The following is a 22,598-nucleotide window of genomic DNA, read 5'->3' as shown; positions in this document are numbered from 1 at the left end:
ATGTATCGTTTGAAGACCCTTGCGCTGAGCATCGCGCTGCTGGGCGCACTCCACGCGCCATCCTACGCACAACGCGCCACGCCAGATATGGCGCCGGAAATCGCCACTGGTTACGCCGAGAAAGCTGGCAAGTCCTCGCAAAAATTCATGGTGGCCGCCGCCAATCCGCTGGCCACGCAGGCTGGTTATCAGATGCTCAAGCAGGGCGGCAGCGCGGTGGATGCCGCCATCGCCGTGCAGATGGTGCTGACGCTGGTGGAGCCGCAATCGTCCGGCATCGGCGGCGGTTCCTTCCTGATGTATGCCGACGGCAAACGTGTGCAGTCCTACGACGGCCGTGAAACCGCGCCCGCCGCTGCTGACGAACACCTGTTCCAGGACAAGGACGGCAAACCGGTTTCGCGTGAAGCGGGCGTGGTCGGCGGCCGCTCGACCGGCGCACCCGGCGTGCTGCGCATGCTGGAGCTGGCGCACAAGCAGCACGGCAAGCTGCCGTGGAAAAACCTGTTCCAGCCGGCGATCAAGCTGGCCGAAAACGGCTTTGCCGTCAGCCCACGTTTGAACGCGCTGATCTCTTACGATAAATTCCTGGCGCGCGATCCGGTGGCGCGTGCCTACTTCTTCGATGCGGACGGCAAGCCACGTCCGGTCGGCTACCTCCTCAAGAACCCGGAGCTGGCGCGCACCCTGCATGAAATTGCCGACGGTGGCGCAGATGCGTTCTACAAAGGCCGCATCGCCAGGGATATCGCCGCGAAAGTGGCGTCGCATCCGACCAATCCGGGCAAGCTCACGGCGGCCGACATCGCCGGCTACCAGGCCAAGGAACGCGATCCAATTTGCAGCGACTACAAGAAGTGGACCGTGTGCGGCGCGCCGCCGCCTTCGTCCGGCGGTATCGCCATCGCGCAGATGCTGGGCATTTTGGAGAACAAGGACATCAGTCCGTACAAGCCGGTCAACGGCCAGCTGACGGCGGATGGCATCCACCTGTTCACCGAAGCGGGCCGCCTGGCGTATGCGGACCGCAACCGCTACGTGGCCGATACCGACTTTGTGCCACTGCCAGGCAAGGGCGTTGCCGCCATGCTGGACAAGGGCTACCTGAAACAGCGTGCAGCGTTGATCGGCGACAAATCCATGGGCCGCGCCAAATACGGCACGCCGGATACGATGCAGGTCGCCTGGGGCGCCGACACCGCCATCGACAAGCCATCCACCTCGCACCTGGTGGCGGTGGATGCGTTTGGCGGCGGCCTGTCGATGACCACCTCGGTGGAAGACGCGTTTGGCGCGCGCCAGATGGTGGATGGCTTCATGCTGAATAATCAACTAACCGATTTCTCCTTTGATTCGCAGGACGAAAATGGTCCGATCGCCAACCGCGTCCAGCCGGGCAAGCGTCCGCGCAGCGCCATGTCGCCGACGCTGGTGTTCGACAAGGGCACGCACAAGCTGGTGATGGCGACCGGTTCGCCGGGCGGCTCGGCCATCATCAACTACGTGGCAAAGGTGCTGGTCGGTACGCTGGACTGGGGCCTGGACGTACAGCAGGCCATCAGCCTGCCGAACATCGGTAGCCGCAATGGTCCGACCGAGCTGGAAGCAGGGCGCGTCAGCCGCGCCGTGGTCGAGCAGCTCAAGGCGCGTGGCCACGATATCCGCGAATATGACCAGAATTCCGGCCTGCAGGGCATCCAGCGCCGCACCGTCAACGGCAAGGAAGAATGGTTCGGCGGCGCCGATCCGCGCCGGGAAGGTGTCGTTTTGGGCGACTAATTAGAGGCCTTATGTCTCCCCAAACGGCATAGACCCTGCTAATCTTGCAAGATGGGAACACAAAAGAAAACAGGCTTGATCCTGACCGGGGGCGGCGCGCGCGCGGCCTACCAGGTTGGTGTGCTACAGGCGATATCGGAGATTTTATGGGAGGAGGGCTGGCCGCCGGCCCGCAATCCGTTTGACATCATCTGCGGTACCTCGGCGGGTGCGATCAACGCCGTGGCGCTGGCTTGTCGCGCCGACAATTTTGGCGAAGGTGTACAGAAGCTGCTGGATGTGTGGGAGCACATCGAAGTGGAGCAAGTCTACCGCGCCGATTCGCTGGGCGTGATCCGCTCCGGCGCGCGCTGGCTGTCGCTGCTGTCGTTTGGCTGGCTGCTGCGCAAATGGCGTGCCGCGCCGCCGCGCTCCCTGCTCGACAATACGCCGCTGGTCGGCCTGCTGCACCGCATGCTGGATCTGCCACGCCTCGATGCGGTGTTGTCCGAAGGCCTGCTGCATGCGCTGGCCGTGACGGCGTCGTCCTACACCGCCGGCAACCACCTGACGTTCTACCAGACCGCCGCCGACATCGCGCCGTGGATACGCACGCAGCGCGTGGCACTGCAGGACCAGATCGGCGTCGAGCACTTGCTGGCGTCGTCGGCGATTCCGTTTATTTTCCCTGCCACGCCGCTGTACATGGGCGGCCACCGCGAATACTGCGGCGATGGCTCGATGCGCCAGCTGGCGCCGATCTCGCCGGCCATTCACCTGGGCGCCAGCAAGGTGCTGGTGGTCGGCGCCGGCCGCCTGACCGAACCGCCGCGCAGTGCCGCCGAGAAAAACGCCGCGCGCTATCCCAGCCTGGCGCAGATTGCCGGCCATGCGATGTCGTCGATCTTCCTCGACAGCCTGGCGGTGGACATCGAACGGCTGGAGCGCGTCAACAAGACCTTGTCCATGCTGCCGCCCGAGTATCTGGAAAAAACCCCGCTCAAGCCAGTGCAGCTGCTGGTAATTGCGCCGTCCGAGCGGCTGGACGATATCGCCACCCGCCACATCGCCAGCCTGCCGGCGCCGATACGCGCCATGCTGTCCGGTATCGGCGCGACTGAAACACGCGGCGCCGCGCTGGCGTCCTACCTGTTGTTCGAATCCACGTATACTTGCGAGTTAATTCGCCTCGGCCAGCGTGATACGCATGCGCGCAAGAGCGATGTCCTGGCCTTCTTTGAATCCTGATTGATGTCTTGTTTGAACCGTCTTTGCCGCCGACTGCTGTTGCCGGCCATGCTGCTGTGGGAATCCACTGCGCTGGCTGGCGCGCCGCCGCGCACCTTGCGCTTCGAGCAGCTCAGCGTCGAGCATGGGCTGGCGCAGGAAACCGTGCTGGCCATCGCGCAGGACAAGCAGGGCTTCATCTGGCTCGGCACGCAGGCCGGCCTGACGCGGTTTGACGGCTATCGCACCGTCACGTACAAGAGCGCAATCTCCGAGCCACGCAGCCTGGCCGACAACTGGGTGCGCGTGCTGCACCTGGACCGCTCCGGCCAGCTGTGGGTGGGCACGGACGGTGGACTGGACCGCTACGACGCCGCCACCAAAACCTTCACGCATTTTCTGCCGCATGAATCAGCGCAGCGCGGCAACGGCAACCGCCACGTGCGCGCGATTGCGGATGATGGCCTGGGCGGCCTGTGGGTCGCCACGGCCGATGGTCTGCATCACTTTGACCCCAACAGCAAACGCTTCAACAGCTGGCACCACGATCCGGCCGATGCCGGCAGCCTGGCCAGCGACCACGTGACGTCGCTGGCACGCGATGCGGCGGGGCGCTTGTGGGTCGGCACCGCGTCCGGGCTGGACATGCTGCCGGCCGGCGGCACGCGCTTCCAGCATTACACCATTGACGCCAGCGGCGACAGCAAATTCAATTCCGTCAACGCGCTGCAGGTGGATGAGGCACAGACGCTGTGGGTGGGCACGCAGGGCGGGCTGGAACAATGGCGTTTGCTGGGCGCGGAGCCGCAGCGCCGCCGTCTCGGCGCGCGCGAGGGACTCAAACCCGGCACCAGCATCACCGCCCTGTACGAGGACGCGGAAAATAATGTGTGGGCCGGTTCGCTGGCGGATGGCCTGTTCCGCTGGCTGCCGTCGGAAGGACGCCTGGTGCAGTACCGCCATCAGGTCAGCGATACGCACAGCGTGGCGGACAACCAGATCTCCGCACTGTTCCGCGACCGTGTGGGCACCTTCTGGGTCGGCACCTGGAACGATGGCGCCAGCCGTGTCGATATGGGCAGCGGCGGCTTTGCGCGCATCGTGCGCCAGGCCGACCAGCCCAATTCGCTATCCGATAACAAGATACGCTCCATCCTGCCGGACGGTCACGGCAAGCTGTGGCTGGGCAGCAGCGGCGGCCTGAATCTGTACGACGCCGTCACCGGTGAAAGCAAGGTATGGCGCCACAATCCGCAAAACCCCAACAGCATCAGCGATGACCAGATCACCACGCTGTGGCGCGAGAAGAATGGCAATCTCTGGATCGGCGGACAGGCTGGCATCAATCATCTCAACCTGAATTCGGGCGCCATCCGTTCGATTTCGTTTGTGCGCGGCGACCCGGCCAGCGACACCATCCGCAATATCGTCGGCGACCGTAACGGCGTGCTGTGGGTGGCGTCGCGCGGCGGCCTGCATCGCCTCGACCCGGTCACGATGGAGACACGCACCTTCCGTCACGATCCTTCGGATTCCGGCAGCCTGTCCGACAACGTGGTGCGGCCGATCCTGGAAGACCGCCGCGGCCAGCTGTGGATCGGCACCTTCAACGGCCTCGATCTGCTGGACCGCAAGACCGGCAAGTTCCGCCACTTCCGCCGCGACGCTGTGAACCAGAACAGCCTCAGTCACGACGAGGTGCACTGCCTGTACGAAGATGCACTCGGCACCATCTGGGTCGGCACGGCGGCGGGCCTGAACAAGATGGAAGTGGCAGCCGATGGCAGCGTGAAGTTCCGCCGCTATCTGCGCAAGGACGGCATTGCCGATGATGCGATTGCGTCCATCTTGCCAGACGACGCGGGCAATCTTTGGCTGAGCACCAACAGCGGCCTGTCGCGCCTGAATATCGAGACGGGCCTGGTGCGCAACTACAGCGGCGCCGACGGCACCATCGAGGGCGCTTACTTCGACGGCGCGGCATTGCGCACGCCGGACGGCATCTTGTACTTTGGCGGCTTCAATGGCATCACGGCCTTTGCGCCGTCCGAGGTGCGCGAGAACAGCGTCGCGCCGACCGTGGCGATTACCGACTTCCAGATCTTCAACAAGTCGCTCAAGCCCGGGCAGGGCGAGCATGGCGATGTGCTCAGGACGGCGATTGAACATACCGCTGCCCTGACGCTGCTGGAAGGCGACTCGGTATTCTCGCTGGAGTTCGCGGCCCTGCACTACGCGGCGCCGCAGCGCAACCGCTTCGCCTACCAGTTGCAAGGCTTCGATGAGGACTGGGTGGTCACCGACTCCACCAAGCGCTTTGCCACCTACACCAATCTGGACCCGGGCAAGTATGTGTTCCGCGTGAAGGCCGCCAACAAGGACGGCATCTGGAACGATAACGCGGCCACGCTGGAAATCACCATCAAGCCGCCGTTCTGGAAGACCTGGTGGTTCCGCTCCATGCTGGCGCTGATTGCCGCGGGCGGCGCCTACGCCGTTTATCACGCACGCGTGCGCGCCTTGCGCCATCAGCAGCTGCGCCTCGAGCACCTGGTCGGCTCGCGCACGGCGGAAGTCGAGTACAAGAACCAGCAGCTGCAGCATCAGAAGCATGAGCTGGAACGCCGCCGCCTGGAAGCGGAAGCGCAGCGCGCGGAAGCCGAGCAGCGCCGCATCGACACCGAACGCCAGAAGGAAGAAGTGGAGCAGGCCCACCGCAACATCTCCGTGCTGAGTGAGCTGGGCCGCGAGATGAGCGCGTCGCTGGACATGGAAACCACCATGCAGACGCTGTACCGCCACGTGAATCACCTGATGAATGCGCAGATCTTCGGTATCGGCTTCGTGCTGGAAGAAGAGGGCGTGATCGATTTCCCGTTTGCGATTGAAGGCGGGGTGCGTACCTATCCGTACCAGCGCCGGCTGGATCAGCCGGACCAGCTGGCGGTGTGGTGCCTCACGCATCGCAAGCCTATCTTCATCAACGACTTCCTCAAGGAATACCGCGACTACATGAGCGAGTCCGGCCTGGAGTCGCTGGTGCCTTGCGAGCGCGAAGACGGCATGCCGGTCGCCACCGCGCATTCGATGATGTACACGCCGCTCATCATCGGCGACAAGGTGGTGGGGCTGCTGTGCGTACAGAGCACGGAGCGCAATGCCTATCAGCGCATCCACATGGACATGCTGCAAACGCTGGCGGCCCATGCCGCCGCAGGCCTGGAGAACGCGCGCGCCTACCAGGAGCTGGAAGAGACGCTGCAGACGCTGCGCCAGACGCGCGACCAGTTGATGGCGCAGGAACGCCAGGTGCGGCACCACACCGAGGAACTGGCGCGCACCAACCGCGCCTTGCAGGACAACGAGGAACGCCTGCGCTACGCCAAGCAGAAGGCGGAGGATGCGACGCGCCAGAAATCCGAGTTCTTGGCGAACATGAGTCACGAGATGCGGACGCCGCTGGCCGGCGTGATCGGCATGCTGGGCTTTGCGTTGCGCGATCCGCAGCTGGCGGCCAGCACGCGCGAGCAGATCATGCGCGGCCAGGCCAATGCGCAGTCGCTGCTGTCCATCATCAACGACCTGCTGGACTTCTCCAAGATCGAGGCCGGCAAGCTGACCATCGAGAATATCGACTTCTCGCTGTCCGGCGCGGTGGAGAACGTGGTTGGCCTGTTTGAAGAGCAGGCTGCGGCGCACAGCGTCGGTTTCAGCCTGGAGTTCAGCGACGACCTGCCGCAGTTTGTGGTCGGCGATCCTACGCGCTTGCGTCAGGTGCTGGTCAACCTGGTCGGCAATGCGTTCAAGTTTACCCTGCATGGTTCGGTGCGGATGCGCGTGGAGCGCGCGCCGGACGACGGTACCGAGAACCGCATCCGCTTCAGCGTCTCCGATACCGGCATCGGCATTGAGGCGGACGCCATCCCGCGCCTGTTCCAGCAGTTCGAACAGGCTGACGCATCGACCACGCGCCGTTACGGCGGCACGGGCCTGGGTCTGGCGATCTGCCGCCAGCTGGTGGAACTGATGGGCGGCAGCATCAATGCCGTGAGCACGCCGGGCGAGGGCAGCACCTTCATGTTCGAGTTGCCGCTGCCAAATGGCGTGGCGCCGCCGGTGGTGCCGCACGTGCCGCGTGAACCGCACAGCCATCAATTGAAGGTGCTGTGCGCGGAGGACTTCCCGACCAACCAGATCATCATTCGCATGATGCTGGAAGACCTGGGCCACAAGGTGGACATTGCCGCCAATGGCGCGCTGGCCGTCAAGGCGTGTTCGCTGACGCGTTATGACCTGATCCTGATGGATGGCCGCATGCCGGAGATGGACGGCGCCAGCGCCACGCGCCTGATCCGTTCCGGCGGCCCGGATGTCGCGCCTGTGCGTGACCAGGAACTCATGATTATCGCGCTGACCGCCAACGCCAGCGAGGAAGACCGCAGCCGCTATCTGGCGTCCGGCATGGACGACTTCCTGACCAAGCCGATCGACGAAGACAAACTACACTTCCAGTTAAGCCGCGCAATTGAGCGTCAGTTGCAACGCGGCTTCCAGCTGCCGCGCATGCAGCCGCGCCGCAATCCGGCCATCGGCACGCCGGAGCTGGATTCGATGTTTGGCGTGGCGCCCGCATCGCTGGAGACCTCGCGCCTGGCGCAGCACAGCGGCGGCCCTAGCGATCTGAAAGCCCGCTTGCGGCAGGCGTTCAACCAGGATGCGCCATTGCGGCTGGCGGACCTGGAGCACGCGCTGGCGCAGCGCGACCGCGAGGCGGCGGGCCGTCTGCTGCATGGCCTGAAGGGCAGCGCGGGTTATCTGGAAGAGCAGGAATTGCAGGCGCTGTGCGGTGATCTGGAGATGGAAGCGGACCACGGCAACTGGCCGCAGGTGGAATCGGCGATGCCGCATTTAGACGGCCTACGTCCCGCCATTTGCTTTTGCGATCTGCGCATGCCACGCCTGTCCGGCATGGAGCTGCTGCAGCGCGTAAAGGGGCACCCGGAAATCAACACCATGCCATTTGTGCTGGTCACCTCGGCCAATGACAAGGACACGGTGCTGGAAGCCACCAAGTCCGGCGCTGCCGGTTACATCGTCAAACCATTCCAGGCCGAGCAGGTGCGCGTGCACCTGGTGAACTTCCTCGATCAGGCCGCGAACGGCTACGACCATCACGCTGAAACCCCCACCGATACGCTGCGCCGCCTGGGCATCAATGCCGAGCGCCTGCTGGTCTACCTGAGCGGTTTCCAGAATCAGCTGACCGCCGCTGCCGGCGATCTGCAAACCATGCTGGCCAACGGCGAGCAGCCGGAAGCGCAAGTGCGTATCGACCGTCTGCACGCGGGCTGCGTCACGCTCGGCCTGCACGGCGCGGCGGCGGCGCTGAAAGGCATCGGCCCTGGCCAGCTGTCCAACGACGTGGTGCAAGCCGTGCTGTCGGACGTGGTGCGCGCAGTGATCCACCAATCGGGACTGGTACGCCAGGAATCTGTTTAAACGCTTGATGTCGAGATAGTTTAAGTTTAAAGTATCTGCGCAATGCAGCGGATATCTTTTGACTTCCAACTTCAGGGCGAACATGAATCCATCTCTCGTAGCCAGCGCCTATACCGACCATTTCGCGCGCGAGCATCTGCCGCCGCCGGAATTGTGGCCGGAACTCCATTTCGACCTGCCTGAATTACAGTATCCACCGCGCCTGAATTGCGTGACCGAGCTGCTGTCTTCTGCTGCGACGGATGGCGGCCGCACCGCGCTGTGTGGCGCGCAGGGCGACTGGACGTACGCGCAGTTGCGAGAGCGGGTCGATCGCATCGCCCATGTGCTGCGCGGGCCGCTGCAGCTGGAAGCCGGCAACCGCGTACTGCTGCGCGGCGCGAACACGCCCATGATGGCGGCCTGCATTCTGGCGGTGATGAAAGCAGGGCTGATCGCCGTGCCGACCATGCCGCTGCTGCGTGCGCGCGAGCTGGGGAAAATTGCCGACAAGGCGCAGATCAACGCCGTACTGTGCGCCGATAGCCTGCGCGCCGAGCTGGAAGCCGCAACGCTGCCGGAAGCGGCGCGCGCCAGAACGCTCTTTTTCGGCACCGACGGCGAGGATGCGCTGGAAGCGCTGATGGCCACGCAGCCGCCGGCATTCGAAGCGGTGGACACGGCGGCGGACGATGTATGCCTGATCAGCTTCACCTCCGGCACCACCGGCATCCCCAAGGGCACCATGCATTTCCATCGCGATGTGATGGTGATTTGCGATTGCTTCCCGCGTTCGATCCTGCAATCCCGGCCTGGCGATATTTTCATTGGCACGCCGCCGTTGGCCTTTACCTTCGGCCTTGGCGGCTTGCTGCTGTTTCCGCTGCGGGTAGGCGGCACTGCGGTGCTGCTGGAAAAACTGACGCCGGAGACGCTGCTGAAAGCGATTGAAACCTATCGCGCGACCGTGTGCTTTACGGCGCCCACCTTTTATCGCCAGATGGCGGTGCTGGCGCCCCAGTTTGACCTTGCCAGTTTGCAGAAGAGCGTGTCCGCAGGCGAGGCGCTGCCGCTGGCGACGCGCGAGAGCTGGCGCCAGGCCACCGGGCTACGCATGATAGACGGCATTGGCGCGACCGAACTGCTGCACATCTTTATTTCGGCTTCGGGCGAGCAGATACGGCCCGGCGCCACGGGCAAGCCAGTGCCGGGCTACCAGGCCTGCATCCTGGATTTCGACGGCAACCCGGTGGGGCCAGGCGTTATCGGACGGCTGGCGGTGAAAGGCCCGACCGGCTGCCGCTATCTGGCCGACGACCGTCAGCGCGACTATGTGCTCAACGGCTGGAACCTGACCGGTGATGCGTACGAGATGGATGCCGATGGCTATTTCTACTATCGCTCGCGCACCGACGACATGATTATCTCGGCGGGCTACAACATCGCCGGGCCTGAAGTGGAGGACGTGCTGCTGCGTCATCCCGCAGTGGCGGAGTGCGGTGTGATTGGCCGGCCGGATGAAGAACGCGGGCAGATCGTGGAGGCGCATGTGGTGCTGCGCGCCGGGTTTGCGGCATCGCCGGAACTGGTGGTGCAGTTACAGGACTTCGTGAAAGAACAGATCGCGCCGTACAAATATCCCCGTGCGGTGAAATTCCTCAAGGCCTTGCCGCGCACCGAAACCGGCAAGCTGCAACGCTTCAAATTGCGTGACGAATGATATGAATATTCTCTGTATAGGCGGTGGCCCCGCAGGCTTGTATTTCGCGCTGCTCATGAAAAAGCAGAACCCGGCGCACCAGATTACGGTGGTAGAGCGCAATCGCCCTTACGATACCTTCGGCTGGGGCGTGGTGTTCTCCGACCAGACGCTGGGCAATCTGGCGGAAGCGGATGCACCGACCGCGCAGGCGATCGAATCGTCCTTCAACCACTGGGACGATATCGATGTGTTCTTCAAGGGCGAGAAGGTGACGTCGGGCGGGCATGGCTTCTGCGGCATCGGGCGCAAGCACCTGCTGAACATTCTGCAGCACCGCTGCGAGGCGCTGGGCGTATCGCTGGTGTTTGAAACCGACGTAACGGATGACCAGGAACTGGCGGCACGTTATGCCGCTGACCTGGTGATTGCGTCCGATGGCCTGAACAGCCGTATCCGCACGCGCTATGCGGACAGCTATCAGCCGCAGATTGAGCCGCGCCATTGCCGCTTTGTCTGGCTGGGGACGCACAAGAAATTCGATGCGTTCACGTTCGCTTTTAAACAGACGGAACACGGCTGGTTCCAGGCCCACATCTACCAGTACGATGCCGGCACCTCGACCTTCATCGTTGAAACGCCGGAATCGGTATGGCGTGACTCCGGGCTGGAGGACATGAGCCAGGAACAGTCGATCGCGTTCTGCGAGCGCCTGTTTGCGGAACAGCTGGATGGGCACAAGCTGATGTCCAATGCGTCGCATCTGCGTGGCTCGGCCATGTGGATCAAGTTCCCGCGCATCGTATGTGATAAGTGGGTGCACTGGAACGGCGCCGTGCCGGTGGTGCTGATGGGCGATGCGGCACACAGCGCGCATTACTCGATCGGTTCCGGCACCAAGCTGGCGCTGGAAGATGCGATCGAGCTGGCGCGCTGCTTTGGCGCCCACGATACCGCCGCCGCTGCGCTGGCCAGATATGAGGCGGTACGTTCGGTGGAAGTCCTCAAGCTGCAAAATGCAGCGCGCAATTCGATGGAATGGTTCGAAAACGTCGAACGCTATACCGCGATGGAGGCGCCGCAGTTTGCCTACTCCATGCTGACGCGCAGCCAGCGCCTGTCGCATGAGAACCTGCGCCTGCGTGATTCTTCTTACGTGGGTGGCTATGAGCGCTGGTTTGCCCAGCGCGGCGCAATGCAGGCAGGCCTGCCTGCACCGACAGCCCTTACGCCGCCGATGTTCACGCCATTCAAGGTGCGTGGTCTGACGTTGAAGAACCGCATCCTGGTGTCGCCGATGGCGCAGTACAGCGCGGTGGACGGCGTGGCGGGCGACTACCACCTGGCCCACCTGGGTGCGCGGGCGCTGGGCGGCGCCGCGCTGGTGTTCGCCGAAATGACCTGCGTCTCCGCCGATGCCCGCATCACGCCGCATTGCCCTGGCATGTACACGCCGGAACACACGCAGGCATGGAAGCGCATTGTCGATTTCGTTCATCAGCACACCGATGCGGCGATTGCGCTGCAGCTGGGGCATGCTGGCGCCAAAGGCTCCACGCGCGCCATGTGGGACGGCATCGACAAGCCGCTGGACAAGGACAACTGGCCGCTGGTATCCGCCTCGCCGCAGCAGTATCTGCAAGGCATATCGCAAACCGCGCGCGAGATGACGGCAGCGGACATGGACCGCGTGCAAGCTGATTTTGTGCGCGCCACGCTGGCGGCAAACGACGCGGGATTCGACTGGCTGGAACTGCATTGCGCGCACGGCTACCTGCTGTCGTCGTTCATCTCGCCGCTGACCAATCAGCGTACCGACGACTACGGCGGCAGTCTTGAAAACCGCTGCCGCTATCCGCTGCGCGTGTTCACAGCCATGCGCGCGGCGTGGCCGTCGCCCAAGCCGATGAGCGTCCGCATCTCCGCGCACGACTGGGTGGAAGGCGGCATCACGCCCGACGATGCGGTGCATATCGCCAGGCTGTTCAAGGCCGTGGGCGCCGACATGATCGATTGCTCGTCGGGGCAGGTGAGCAAGCTTGAGAAGCCGGTGTATGGCCGCATGTTCCAGACGCCGTTTGCGGACCGTATCCGCAACGAGGCTGGCATCGGCGCCATCGCGGTCGGTTCGATTTACGAAGCGGACCACGCCAACAGCATCATTGCCGCTGGCCGCGCGGACCTGTGCGCGGTGGGGCGCCCGCACCTAGCCAATCCGGCGTGGACGCTCACGGAGGCGGCGCGCATCGGCTACAAGGCCATGCCGTGGCCTAAACAATACCTGCCTGGCAAACAGCAAATGGAACGCAATCTGGTACGAGGAATGTAATGGAAGATGAAGAACAACTGGACCTGGCCAGCCGCCTGACGCAGGATCACCACCAGTCGCTGAAACTGTGGCTGCGCATGTTGTCCTGCACGGTGATGATCGAGAACGAAATCCGCAGCCGTCTGCGCACCACCTTTGGCATCACGCTGCCGCGCTTTGACCTGATGGCGCAGCTGGAGCGGCACCCGCAAGGGCTGCGCATGGGAGAGCTGTCGAAGCGCATGATGGTCACGGGCGGGAATATCACCGGCATCACCGATCAGCTGGAGCAGGAAAAGCTGGTGGTGCGCGTGCCCGATCCCAAGGACGGCCGCGCCTACAGCGTCAAACTCACCCCGGCCGGCCGCAAGGCCTTTGCCAGCATGGCGGCGGTGCACGAAGGCTGGATCGAGGAGCTGCTGCAAGGCGTCTCCGGCAACGACAAGACGCAACTGATCGACATGCTGTCGAACATGAAGCAGACATTAAGGACTACCCCATGAAATACCTACCAGGCCAGGCGCAGCAACTGCCAGGCAACCGCACCTCGCTGGCCGGCTATCAGGCCAATCACTTTTTGTTTGAGGTGCAGGACGGTGTCGCCACGCTGACGCTGGACCGCCCGGAGCGCAAGAACCCGCTGACGTTTGAATCCTATGCCGAGCTGCGCGACCTGTTCCGGGAGCTGGTGTATGCGGATGATGTGAAGGCGGTGGTCATCATCGGCGCGGGCGAGAATTTCTGCTCGGGCGGCGATGTGCACGACATCATCGGCCCGCTGACCAAGCTGGATATGCCCGGCCTGCTGGCCTTCACGCGCATGACGGGTGACCTGGTGAAGGCCATGCGTGCATGCCCGCAGCCGATCATCGCGGCGGTGGATGGGGTGTGCGCTGGCGCGGGCGCGATCCTGGCGCTGGCGTCGGACATCCGCCTCGGCACGGCGCGCAGCAAGACCGCTTTCCTGTTCACGCGGGTTGGCCTGGCTGGCGCCGACATGGGCGCTTGCTCGCTGCTGCCGCGCATGATCGGGCAGGGGCGTGCTGCAGAACTGCTGTACACAGGGCGTTCGATGTCCGGCACGGAGGCGGAGCGCTGGGGCTTCTTCAACAGCGTGCAGGAGCCGGAAGCCTTGCTGGCCGCTGCGCGCAGCTTCGCGCAAAACCTGGCGAACGGTCCGAGCTTCGCTCACGGCATGACCAAGAAGATGCTGCAGCAGGAGTGGAATATGGGCGTGGATGAAGCCATCGAGGCGGAGGCGCAGGCACAGGCCATCTGCATGATGACCAATGATTTTCACCGTGCTTATCACGCTTTCGTGGCCAAACAAAAACCGGAATTCGAGGGCGACTGATGAGCGACAAACATTATCTGGAGTGGCCGTTCTTTGAAGCGCGTCACGCCACGCTGGAAAAGGAGCTCGATGTCTGGGCTGCGCAGCATGTCGCGCACGCGCATGGCGATGACGTCGATGCAGCTTGCCGCCAGCTGGTGCACCAGCTGGGCGAGGGCGGTTGGCTCAGGCATGCGGTCGGCGATACCATCGACACGCGCGCGATTTGCCTGATCCGCGAAACGCTGGCGCGCCACAACGGCCTGGCGGATTTTGCGTTTGCCATGCAGGGCCTGGGTTCCGGCGCCATCAGCCTGTTCGGCAGTGCCGAAAACCGCCACACGTATCTGCCGCGTGTGGCGCGTGGCGATGCGATTGCCGCGTTTGCGTTGTCCGAGCCGCAGGCCGGTTCCGACGTCGCCGCCATGCAGTGCGCCGCCGTGCGCGATGGCGACGACTATGTGCTCAACGGCGAGAAGACCTGGATCTCCAACGGCGGCATCGCCGACTTCTACGTGGTGTTCGCGCGCACTGGCGAGCAGCCGGGCGCGCGCGGCATCAGCGCTTTCATCGTGGACGCTGGCACGCCGGGGTTCGGGATTGCGGAACGCATCAACGTCATCGCCCCGCATCCACTGGCGCGGCTGACGTTCAACAGCTGCCGCATCCCGGCCAGCAAGCGGCTGGGCGAGGCAGGGCAGGGCTTCAAGGTGGCGATGGCCACGCTGGACGTGTTCCGCACCTCGGTAGCCGCAGCGGCGCTGGGGTTCGCGCGCCGTGCGCTGGACGAAGCCATGCAGCGCGCCACGCAGCGCCAGATGTTTGGCCAGGTGCTGGCCGACTTCCAGCTCACGCAGGCCAAGCTGGCCGAGATGGCGACCGGCATCGACACCTCGGCGCTGCTGACCTACCGCGCGGCCTGGCAGCGCGACCAGGGCCGCAAGGTCACCAAGGAAGCGGCCATGGCCAAGATGCACGCCACCGAAACGGCGCAGCAGGTGATCGACGCGGCATTGCAGATGTTTGGCGGCCTTGGTGTGGTCAGCGGCCAGCCGGTGGAGAGCCTGTACCGCGAAATCCGCGCGCTGCGCATTTACGAGGGCGCGACCGAAGTGCAGCAACTGATTATCGCGCGTGAACTGCTGAAGGAGGCATGATGGAGATGTTACAACCGCCAGGCTGGGCGCGTCCGCGCGGCTACTCGAACGGCATCGCCGCCAGCGGCCGCATGGTGTTCGTCAGCGGCATGATAGGCTGGGATGGCGATGGCGTGTTCAACACCGACGATTTTGCCGGCCAGGTGCGGCAGGCGCTGCTCAATGTCGTCGCCGTGCTGGCCGAAGCCGGGGCCAGGCCCGAGCACATCGTCCGCATGACATGGTATGTGACCGATAAACACGCCTACGTCGCCGCTTACAAAGACATCGGCAAGGCCTACCGGGAGATCATCGGCGCGCACTATCCGGCCATGACGGCAGTGCAGGTGATGGCGCTGGTGGAAGACCGCGCCCAAGTGGAGATTGAAGTGACAGCAGTGGTCCCCCCGACTGGAATCGAACCAGTATCCCACGCTTAGGAGGCATGTGCACTATCCATTGTGCTACGGGGAGGACGCGGGCGCCATTATATAGGTTCTGATGCTGACGGGGAAACCATGTTGAATAGTTTAATAGTCGTTTACTATTGCAAAAAAATATTTACAGTAAACCACTAACGACGTATATTGGCTTGGCAAAATTTGTTTTTAAGGTCTTCAGGGAGGAGCTCTTTCGCAGAGAGAGCCGATATAGTATGAAAAAAATTCTCGCAATGTTTCTCTTGGCTGCTGGCGTGTCGGCAGGTGCTTATGCTGACACCATCCAGCTGACCCCGCCGCCAGGCTTTACGGGTGGCACCTACGGTGATTTTACCTACAGCGGTAGCTGGACGGCGATCTTTGACTCGCCTTTTGTCAGCTTTTATGAAGGTCAAGTCAGTGTGCTGACTTATGATTCAGGAACGATGAATCTGAAAGGTCTGAGTCTGAATGGCCGCCCATGGAATGGCTATAACGACACGTTCCCATTCCCGGTCGAAACGCCTAATCTGACCCTGACCTTCAAAGGGATCGGCGGCAATGTGCTGTCGACCAAGTCCTTGCATTTGGCTGACGATGACCGGTTCATCGAGTTCGCCAGCGAAGTGCAGGGCGTGCATTCGATTGAGTTCAGTGCTCCGGCCAGCCAGTTCTTTGTGCGCGTGGCCAGCGTGTCAATGGTGCCGGAGGCGGAAGCCTATGCCATGCTGCTGGCAGGTCTGTCGGTACTGGCTGCCCTGCGCCGCAAACAGCGCTGACAGGCTCAGCGCGTGTAGGTCGCACGCAGACGCGCGTTGAACTGCCCGATGGGCACCCACGTCACCAGGTCGTCAAATTCGCCACCGGGCACTTGCTTGTCGGTGCTTTGTGGCCGGCTGATGAAGTAGCTTGCCGTGGTGTCATTCTGGCGCTCGTCGACGTTGCTGTCGGTGGCGCTGCCTTGATGGATTCCCAGCGTGCTGGTGCCCAGATTGTATTTGCCGCTGGAGTAGATGACTGCCGGCGGGCATTGGGCATACAGTTCGCAGCGCGCCAGTCCTGCCAGGTAGATCGGCAAGCCGTTGCTGGCACGGCCGATAACCACTTTGTCGCCGCTGGTCAGCGGGCCCACCGGCGCCCGTGTAAACGCCGGCGTGACGCTATAGCGCAATAATTTGCCCCAGCTGTCGGCGCCGTTGATGCCCAGTGTTACCCACGGGATGAAGCCGTTGCAGCTGTCCGTGGTATCGCATGGGCGCGGGGTTTCGGTGCCATCCAGCGCCGAGGTGGCTGGACGCGGCAGCCGGCCATGGGTGGCGGCGTAGCCCAGTAGGGCATCGCGGGCCTCGCCGAGCTGGCGCAGGGTCTGTTGTTGCTGGTTGCGCCCATCGCCATCTTGCTTGAATGCGCTCATCAGCAGTGCGGCAGCACCAATCCCGACCACTGCCAGCAGCATGAGCAGAGCGGCGCCGCGCTGGCGGCGTACAGGAGGATGGGCAGGCATTGGCATCGCAGCAAGATGAAAAAAACAGTGTAGCGCAATACTGGCGTGGAAGCCATTGCCAGCAATATTGGCGCGCGGTGCGGGAAACTGACCTGGCGTCGCAGCTTATCGGTACAATACTGCCTTCTTCTAATTTTCCTACGGCGCGGTCCAGTCGGGCGGGCGCTACTCATCACTATGGCAGTTATTTCGCTTTCTTCCGCGCAGCTCGCGTTTGGCCACGTTGCGCTACTCGACCACGCTGAATTTTCTCTGGAGCTTGGCGAGCGCGTCGGCCTCATCGGCCGCAACGGTACCGGCAAGTCCTCACTGCTGAAAATCATCTCGGGCCGATTCAAGCTGGACGACGGCCTGCTGGTGATGCAGCAAAACCTGAAGATCGTGTATGTCGAGCAGGAGCCAGTGTTTGAGCCGGCGATGTCGGTGCATGACGCGGTGGCCAGCGGCCTGGGCGACCTGCCTGCCTTGCTCAAGGAATACGATGCGCTGACCGGCCAGTTCGGCCAGGGCGACGACGATGCCGTGATGGCGCGCATGCACGACGTCCAGCTGCTGCTCGATGCGGCCGATGCCTGGAATTTGTCGCACAAGGTGGAAACCGTGCTGGATAAGCTGAACCTGCCTGGTTCGCTGCTGATGCAGGAGCTGTCTGGCGGCATGCAGAAGCGCGTGGCGCTGGCGCGAGCGCTGGTGTCGGCGCCGGACGTGCTGCTGCTGGATGAACCAACCAACCACCTGGATTTCACGTCGATTATGTGGCTGGAGGGATTGCTGCGCGATTTCAAAGGCAGCGTGCTGTTCATCACCCACGACCGCTCCTTCCTCGATAACGTCGCCACCCGCATTATTGAGCTGGACCGCGGTCGCCTGCTGTCCTTCCCGGGCAATTTCAGCACTTACCAGGCGCGCAAGGCGGAACTGCTGGAAAACGAAGAGGTGGAAAACGCCAAGTTCGACAAGTTCCTGGCGCAGGAGGAAGTCTGGATACGCAAAGGCGTCAAGGCGCGCCGGGTGCGTGACGAGGGCCGGGTGCGCCGCCTGGAGGCCTTGCGCCTGCAGCGCGCCGCGCGCCGTGACCTGCAAGGCCAGGTCAAGCTGGAAGTGTCGTCGGGCGAACGTTCCGGCAAAATCGTTGCGGAACTCGAGGGTATCAGCAAAGCGTACGGCGGACGTGCCATCGTCAGCGACTTCACCGGCACCATTCTGCGCGGTGACAAGGTGGGCCTGATCGGCCCTAACGGCGCCGGCAAGACCACCATGCTCAAGATGATCTTGGGCGAACTGGCGCCCGACAGCGGCGTGGCCAAGCTGGGCACCAAGCTGCAGGTGGCGTATTTTGACCAGATGCGTACCCAGCTCAACGAGGAAGCCAGTCTGGTGGACACCATTTCACCGGGCAGCGACTGGGTGGAGGTGAATGGCCAACGCAAGCATTCGATGAGCTACTTGAATGACTTCCTGTTCTCGCCGGAACGCGCGCGTTCGCCGGTCAAGTCCCTGTCCGGTGGCGAACGCAACCGATTGCTGCTGGCGCGCCTGTTTGCCAAGCCGGCCAACTGCCTGGTGCTCGACGAGCCCACCAACGACCTCGATATCGATACGCTGGAACTGCTGGAGGAATTGCTCGAAGACTATGCGGGCACAGTCTTCCTGGTCAGCCACGACCGTACTTTCCTGGACAATGTGGTGACGCAGGTTATTGTGGCCGAAGGGGAGGGGCAGTGGCGTGAGTTCGTCGGTGGCTATAGCGACTGGGAGCGCGTGCGGGACACGGTGGCGCCGGCCAAGGGGGCGGCCAAGTCCGCTGCCAAGGCTGCGCCGGCCCCGGCCCCGGCGGCGCCCAAAGCGCGCAAGCTCAGCTTCAAGGAGCAGCGTGAACTGGACGAACTGCCGCTGCGCATCGCCGCGCTGGAAGATGAGCAGAGCGCATTGACGCTGCAGCTGTCCGATCCGGACCTGTACAAAAAGAACGCGGCTGAAGCGCGCCGCGTTACGGCACGCGTCGAGGAAATTGAGGCGGAATTGCTGACAGCGCTGGAGCGCTGGGAGCAGATTGAGGCGGGCAACAAGGGTTGATACGGCAACTGTTGTAATTGTTGCACACGATTGCGCAACAGGACGCACGTGCTGCGTTGCGTCATTTATAATCGCTTTCATCTTACACTCCTGATGCGCCTATGAAAGCTTGCTTAAGCACCCGTCGCCGGCGGAAGCCGGGCCCGCCCCAAAAGGCCGGCGGGAGGCGGCGTGTTTAACCGGCTGTCTTTGCCCCGCATCGTTCCCTTTGTACTGTATCTTGCCTTCTTGGCCATCGGCGACGCCCTGGCCAGCGCCGGCTGGAGCGCGGACCAGCTGCGTTATTTATATGTGATCAAGACCGGCGTGGTGCTGGCCGCCTTGTACGGCTACCGCCGCCACTATACGGAACTGCTGCCCGTGCATTTGCCGGCACGGCAGGCCGCGCTGGCGGTGCTGGTGGGCCTGCTGGTGTTTGTGCTGTGGATTACGCTCACCGTCTCGTGGATGACGATCGGCACGTCGACGGGCTATGATCCGCGCGTGAATGGCGCCATCGACTGGCCGTTGGCGCTGATCCGCGCCGCTGGCGCAGCGCTGGTGGTGCCAGTCATGGAGGAGCTGTTTTGGCGCTCTTTTTTGCTGCGCTGGCTGCAGCGCCAGGATTTTTTGCAGGTGAATCCGGCCCATGTAAAAATTACAGCGATTATTGTTACGGTGATATTATTCGGGATTGAGCACCAATTGTGGCTGGCAGGCATGGTGGCTGGGGCTGCTTACACGGGGCTCTATATGAGGAGCAAAAGCCTGTGGTCGCCGATTCTTGCCCACGCAGTCACGAACGGGACGCTCGCTATATGGGTGTTGCTTACCGGGCAATGGGCTTTCTGGTAAGATTGGCAAAAAATCATTGATACTACTCACATAAAACCATGCGAAGCAACTTGCGACTGACCCAGCAACGCCGCCAGCCGGCACTCTATTCTTCCCTTGGCTGGCAGGCGGCCCTGATGGCGCTGTGTGGTTGCGCCCTGAGTCTGCCGGCCAGCGCCGCGCTCAGCGATACGCTCCATCCGTTTTTAGGCGTCAGCTATTCCACCGACAATAACTTGTTCCGCCTGCCCGATGACGTATCGCCCGGCCCGGAAGGGCGTTCCGACACCATGCGGCAGATGATGTTTGGGGTGCAGCTCGACCGTCCGATCGGCCGCCAGCGCATCGAGGCCAATGTCAAGCTCAGCAAGGTGCACTTCAGCAAGTATGATCAGCTCGACTATAGCGGCGAGGATGCCGACGCCACGCTACACTGGCGCCTGGGCGACGAACTCAATGGCACGGTGGGCGGCCGCTATTCGCAGACCCTGGCGCCGTTCAATGATTTTCACAGCGCCGAGCGCAATCTGCGCGTGCAGCGCAACGGTTTCGCCGACGTGGCCTGGCGCGTGTTTCCGCGCTGGCAGCTGCGCAGCCGCTACTGGCAGGATGAATACCGGTTTGACCTGTCGTCGCAGAAGTATCTGGACCGCACCGAGCGCAATGGCGAGGCGGGCGTGGATTATCTGTCGCCCACCGGCAGTACCATCGGCGTGCTGGCGCGGCGCCAGCGCGGTGAGTATCCGCAGGGAATCACTGGTTTTTTCAGCAATGAAAACTACACCCAGGACGCCTACAAAGTCAAAGTGCTGTGGCTGGTGTCGGTGCAGTCGCGGGTGGAGTTTGAGGGCGGCCACGTATCCCGCCGCCATACCGATTCAAGCAACCGCGATGCCAGTGGCGCCAACGGCCGGCTGACGGCCACCTGGTCGCCGCTGGCTTCGCTGACCTTTATCGGCGCCGGATGGCGGGAATTCTCGCCGTATGAGGGCGGCTTGTCGGCGTATAGCCTGGACCGCGGCGCCAGCCTGCGCGGCAGCTGGAGCCCGCTCGACCGTGTGCGGTTCGACGCCCAGGTGCAGACCTTGCGCCGCGGCTTTGACGAGCCCAAGCTGGGCAACATCGCCTTGCCGCCATTCAGCGACAACTCGCATACGGCCTCGCTGGGCGTGAACTACACCTTCCGCGACAACATCGCTGCCGGGGCCTCGCTGACGCGCGATACGCGCAGCATCGACCGCCGTTTTGGTACCTCGTATAGCTCGCGCGGCGCTTCGGTGTACCTCAATCTGCAGTTCTGACAAGTGGAAATAGCATGACCGTTAATGATATTCCACTGATTTCCCTGTTTCAGCGCGTGCTTGACCCCATGATCATCATGGGCATGCTGTATCTGGTGTCGGCGTTGCTGGGCGCGACCTTCAATGGCGATGCGCTGGTGCTGATGGTGCTGGCATTTTTCGTCTCCTCGGCAGTGTATGAGCATGTCGACCCTTACCGCGCCTGGCGCGGCGGCCGCATGGGCGCGTTTGCGCGCGACATCGTCGTCGGCTGGGCCGGGACGGTGGCGCTGCTGTGCGTGCTTGGCGCCGCCAGCGGCCTGTCGAAACGCTTTGATGAGCGCGTGATCCTGTGCTGGTTTGTGCTGACGCCGGTGGTGCTGCTGCTGAGCCGCCTGCCGATGTCGGGACGCTCCAGCCGTGCCAGCGAGATGCGTTCGGTGGTGGTGATCGGCGCCAACGATGTCGGGCTCAAGTTTGCCAAGGTGGTCGATAGCAATCCCAATCTGTGCATGAGCGTGACCGGCTTTTTTGATGACCGCACCGAAGACCGCCGGCCGGCCGGCATGCAGCATCCGATGCTGGGCAGGATGGCGGACGTGGCCGAGTATGTGCGCCAGCACAATATCAAAATGATCGTGATCAGCCAGCCGCTTTCGGCGCAGCCGCGCATCCGCAAGTTGCTCGATGAATTGCAGGACACCACCGCGTCGGTGTACTTCCTGCCGGATATCTATGTGTTCGATTTGATGCAGGCGCGCTTTGATACGGTGGGCGGGATGCCGGTCATCGCCATCTGCGAATCGCCGTTCACCGGCTTGAACAGCATGGTCAAGCGGACCAGCGACATCGTGCTGGCGCTGATCATCCAGGTGCTGCTGCTGCCGATTATGCTGGTCATTGCGATCGCCATCATGAGTACCTCGCCGGGCCCCGTGATTTTCCGCCAGCGCCGCTACGGCTTGTACGGCGAAGAGATCATCGTCTATAAATTCCGCTCGATGACGGTGGCGGAAGATGGCGCCAAAGTGGTGCAGGCCACCAAGAACGACAGCCGCATCACCCGGGTCGGCGCGTTCCTGCGCAAGACCTCGCTGGACGAGCTGCCACAGTTCATCAATGTGCTGCAAGGGCGCATGAGCATCGTCGGTCCGCGTCCCCATGCGGTCGCGCACAACGAGCAGTACCGCAAGCTGATCAAGGGCTATATGCTGCGCCACAAGGTCAAGCCCGGGATTACCGGCTGGGCGCAGGTCAACGGTCTGCGCGGCGAAACGGAAACGCTGGATAAGATGGAGGCGCGCATCAACTACGATCTCGACTATTTGCGGCGCTGGTCCTTGCTGCTGGACGTCTGGATTATCCTGCGGACGGTGCAGGTGGTATTGAAGCGTGAGAATGCCCATTAAAGCCGGCGCTGCTTTAAGGACATGTTAAGGTGACAAAGGTGTTTGCAAGATTGACAAGCGGCTAAACGGCCTCCATACTAAACGCCATATCGGCTCGTTCCTGTGCAGTGCAACATCGCTGCAACAGGTCACTTTGAGGACAAAATGTTGAACAAATT

General features: G+C 62.9%; 15 protein-coding genes and 1 tRNA gene. 14 read left to right on the top strand and 2 right to left on the bottom strand.

Translation table 11 applies throughout. The annotated features are described in order from the left end of the window. The 9 genes from ggt (at position 1) to BUA36_RS20240 (ending at position 15,379) form a co-directional block, all read left to right on the top strand. Positions 1-1,779, top strand: coding sequence for a gamma-glutamyltransferase (ggt, locus tag BUA36_RS20280; RefSeq protein WP_072787141.1), 1,779 nt, complete (start codon positions 1-3; stop codon positions 1,777-1,779). A gap of 51 nt (positions 1,780-1,830) precedes the next feature. After that, on the top strand, positions 1,831-3,006 hold the full coding sequence (locus tag BUA36_RS20275; RefSeq protein WP_072787140.1) for a patatin-like phospholipase family protein: 1,176 nt from the start codon (positions 1,831-1,833) through the stop codon (positions 3,004-3,006). Between the two features lie 3 nt (positions 3,007-3,009). Next, complete coding sequence (locus BUA36_RS20270; RefSeq protein ID WP_139260645.1) at positions 3,010-8,484, top strand: two-component regulator propeller domain-containing protein; 5,475 nt, start codon at positions 3,010-3,012, stop codon at positions 8,482-8,484. An 82-nt stretch (positions 8,485-8,566) separates the two neighbouring features. Next, positions 8,567-10,183: an AMP-binding protein gene (locus tag BUA36_RS20265; RefSeq protein WP_072787138.1), complete on the top strand. Its 1,617-nt coding sequence runs from the start codon at positions 8,567-8,569 to the stop codon at positions 10,181-10,183. Position 10,184: 1 nt separating this feature from the next. Beyond that, positions 10,185-12,491, top strand: coding sequence for a bifunctional salicylyl-CoA 5-hydroxylase/oxidoreductase (locus BUA36_RS20260; protein WP_072787137.1), 2,307 nt, complete (start codon positions 10,185-10,187; stop codon positions 12,489-12,491). Next, the gene (locus BUA36_RS20255) at positions 12,491-12,973 is read left to right on the top strand and encodes a MarR family winged helix-turn-helix transcriptional regulator (RefSeq protein WP_072787136.1); all 483 of its coding nucleotides are present in this window, start codon (positions 12,491-12,493) and stop codon (positions 12,971-12,973) included. The genes BUA36_RS20260 and BUA36_RS20255 overlap by 1 nt, the downstream gene beginning before the upstream one ends. Further along, positions 12,970-13,824 carry an enoyl-CoA hydratase family protein gene (locus tag BUA36_RS20250; protein ID WP_072787135.1) on the top strand — a complete coding sequence of 285 codons (855 nt, stop codon included), beginning with the start codon at positions 12,970-12,972 and terminating at the stop codon, positions 13,822-13,824. Before BUA36_RS20255 ends, BUA36_RS20250 begins: the two co-directional genes overlap by 4 nt. Beyond that, positions 13,824-14,960, top strand: coding sequence for an acyl-CoA dehydrogenase family protein (locus tag BUA36_RS20245; protein ID WP_072787134.1), 1,137 nt, complete (start codon positions 13,824-13,826; stop codon positions 14,958-14,960). Before BUA36_RS20250 ends, BUA36_RS20245 begins: the two co-directional genes overlap by 1 nt. Continuing rightward, positions 14,960-15,379, top strand: a complete 420-nt coding sequence (locus BUA36_RS20240; protein WP_072787319.1) for a RidA family protein — start codon at positions 14,960-14,962, stop codon at positions 15,377-15,379. The genes BUA36_RS20245 and BUA36_RS20240 overlap by 1 nt, the downstream gene beginning before the upstream one ends. On the opposite strand, the gene BUA36_RS20235 is transcribed toward BUA36_RS20240, so the two are convergent. Then, a tRNA-Arg gene (locus BUA36_RS20235) sits at positions 15,339-15,413 on the bottom strand. The genes BUA36_RS20240 and BUA36_RS20235 overlap by 41 nt on opposite strands. A gap of 181 nt (positions 15,414-15,594) precedes the next feature. Between BUA36_RS20235 and BUA36_RS20230 the strand changes: the two genes are divergently transcribed. Continuing rightward, entirely contained in the window at positions 15,595-16,137 is a 543-nt protein-coding gene (locus BUA36_RS20230; protein WP_167544319.1) for a hypothetical protein, read from the top strand. A gap of 5 nt (positions 16,138-16,142) precedes the next feature. Here the strand turns inward: BUA36_RS20230 and BUA36_RS20225 are convergent, their stop codons facing one another. Further along, positions 16,143-16,862, bottom strand: a complete 720-nt coding sequence (locus BUA36_RS20225; protein ID WP_072787132.1) for a type II secretion system protein — start codon at positions 16,860-16,862, stop codon at positions 16,143-16,145. A 177-nt stretch (positions 16,863-17,039) separates the two neighbouring features. Between BUA36_RS20225 and BUA36_RS20220 the strand changes: the two genes are divergently transcribed. The 4 genes from BUA36_RS20220 to BUA36_RS20205 all read left to right on the top strand — a co-directional run bounded on the left by BUA36_RS20220 (position 17,040) and on the right by BUA36_RS20205 (position 22,440). After that, positions 17,040-18,938, top strand: coding sequence for an ATP-binding cassette domain-containing protein (locus tag BUA36_RS20220; protein ID WP_072787131.1), 1,899 nt, complete (start codon positions 17,040-17,042; stop codon positions 18,936-18,938). A gap of 171 nt (positions 18,939-19,109) precedes the next feature. Next, positions 19,110-19,772: a CAAX prenyl protease-related protein gene (locus BUA36_RS20215; RefSeq protein WP_072787130.1), complete on the top strand. Its 663-nt coding sequence runs from the start codon at positions 19,110-19,112 to the stop codon at positions 19,770-19,772. Positions 19,773-19,822: 50 nt separating this feature from the next. After that, the gene (gene epsL, locus BUA36_RS20210; RefSeq protein ID WP_139260643.1) at positions 19,823-21,052 is read left to right on the top strand and encodes an XrtB/PEP-CTERM-associated polysaccharide biosynthesis outer membrane protein EpsL; all 1,230 of its coding nucleotides are present in this window, start codon (positions 19,823-19,825) and stop codon (positions 21,050-21,052) included. Between the two features lie 14 nt (positions 21,053-21,066). Further along, complete coding sequence (locus BUA36_RS20205) at positions 21,067-22,440, top strand: undecaprenyl-phosphate glucose phosphotransferase (protein WP_072787128.1); 1,374 nt, start codon at positions 21,067-21,069, stop codon at positions 22,438-22,440. The last annotated feature ends 158 nt before the right edge of the window (positions 22,441-22,598 follow it).

The organism is Duganella sacchari, from assembly GCF_900143065.1.
In the GTDB taxonomy this organism is placed as follows: Bacteria; Pseudomonadota; Gammaproteobacteria; order Burkholderiales; family Burkholderiaceae_D; genus Rugamonas; species Rugamonas sacchari.
This window is presented reverse-complemented; position numbering and strand designations above follow the sequence as displayed.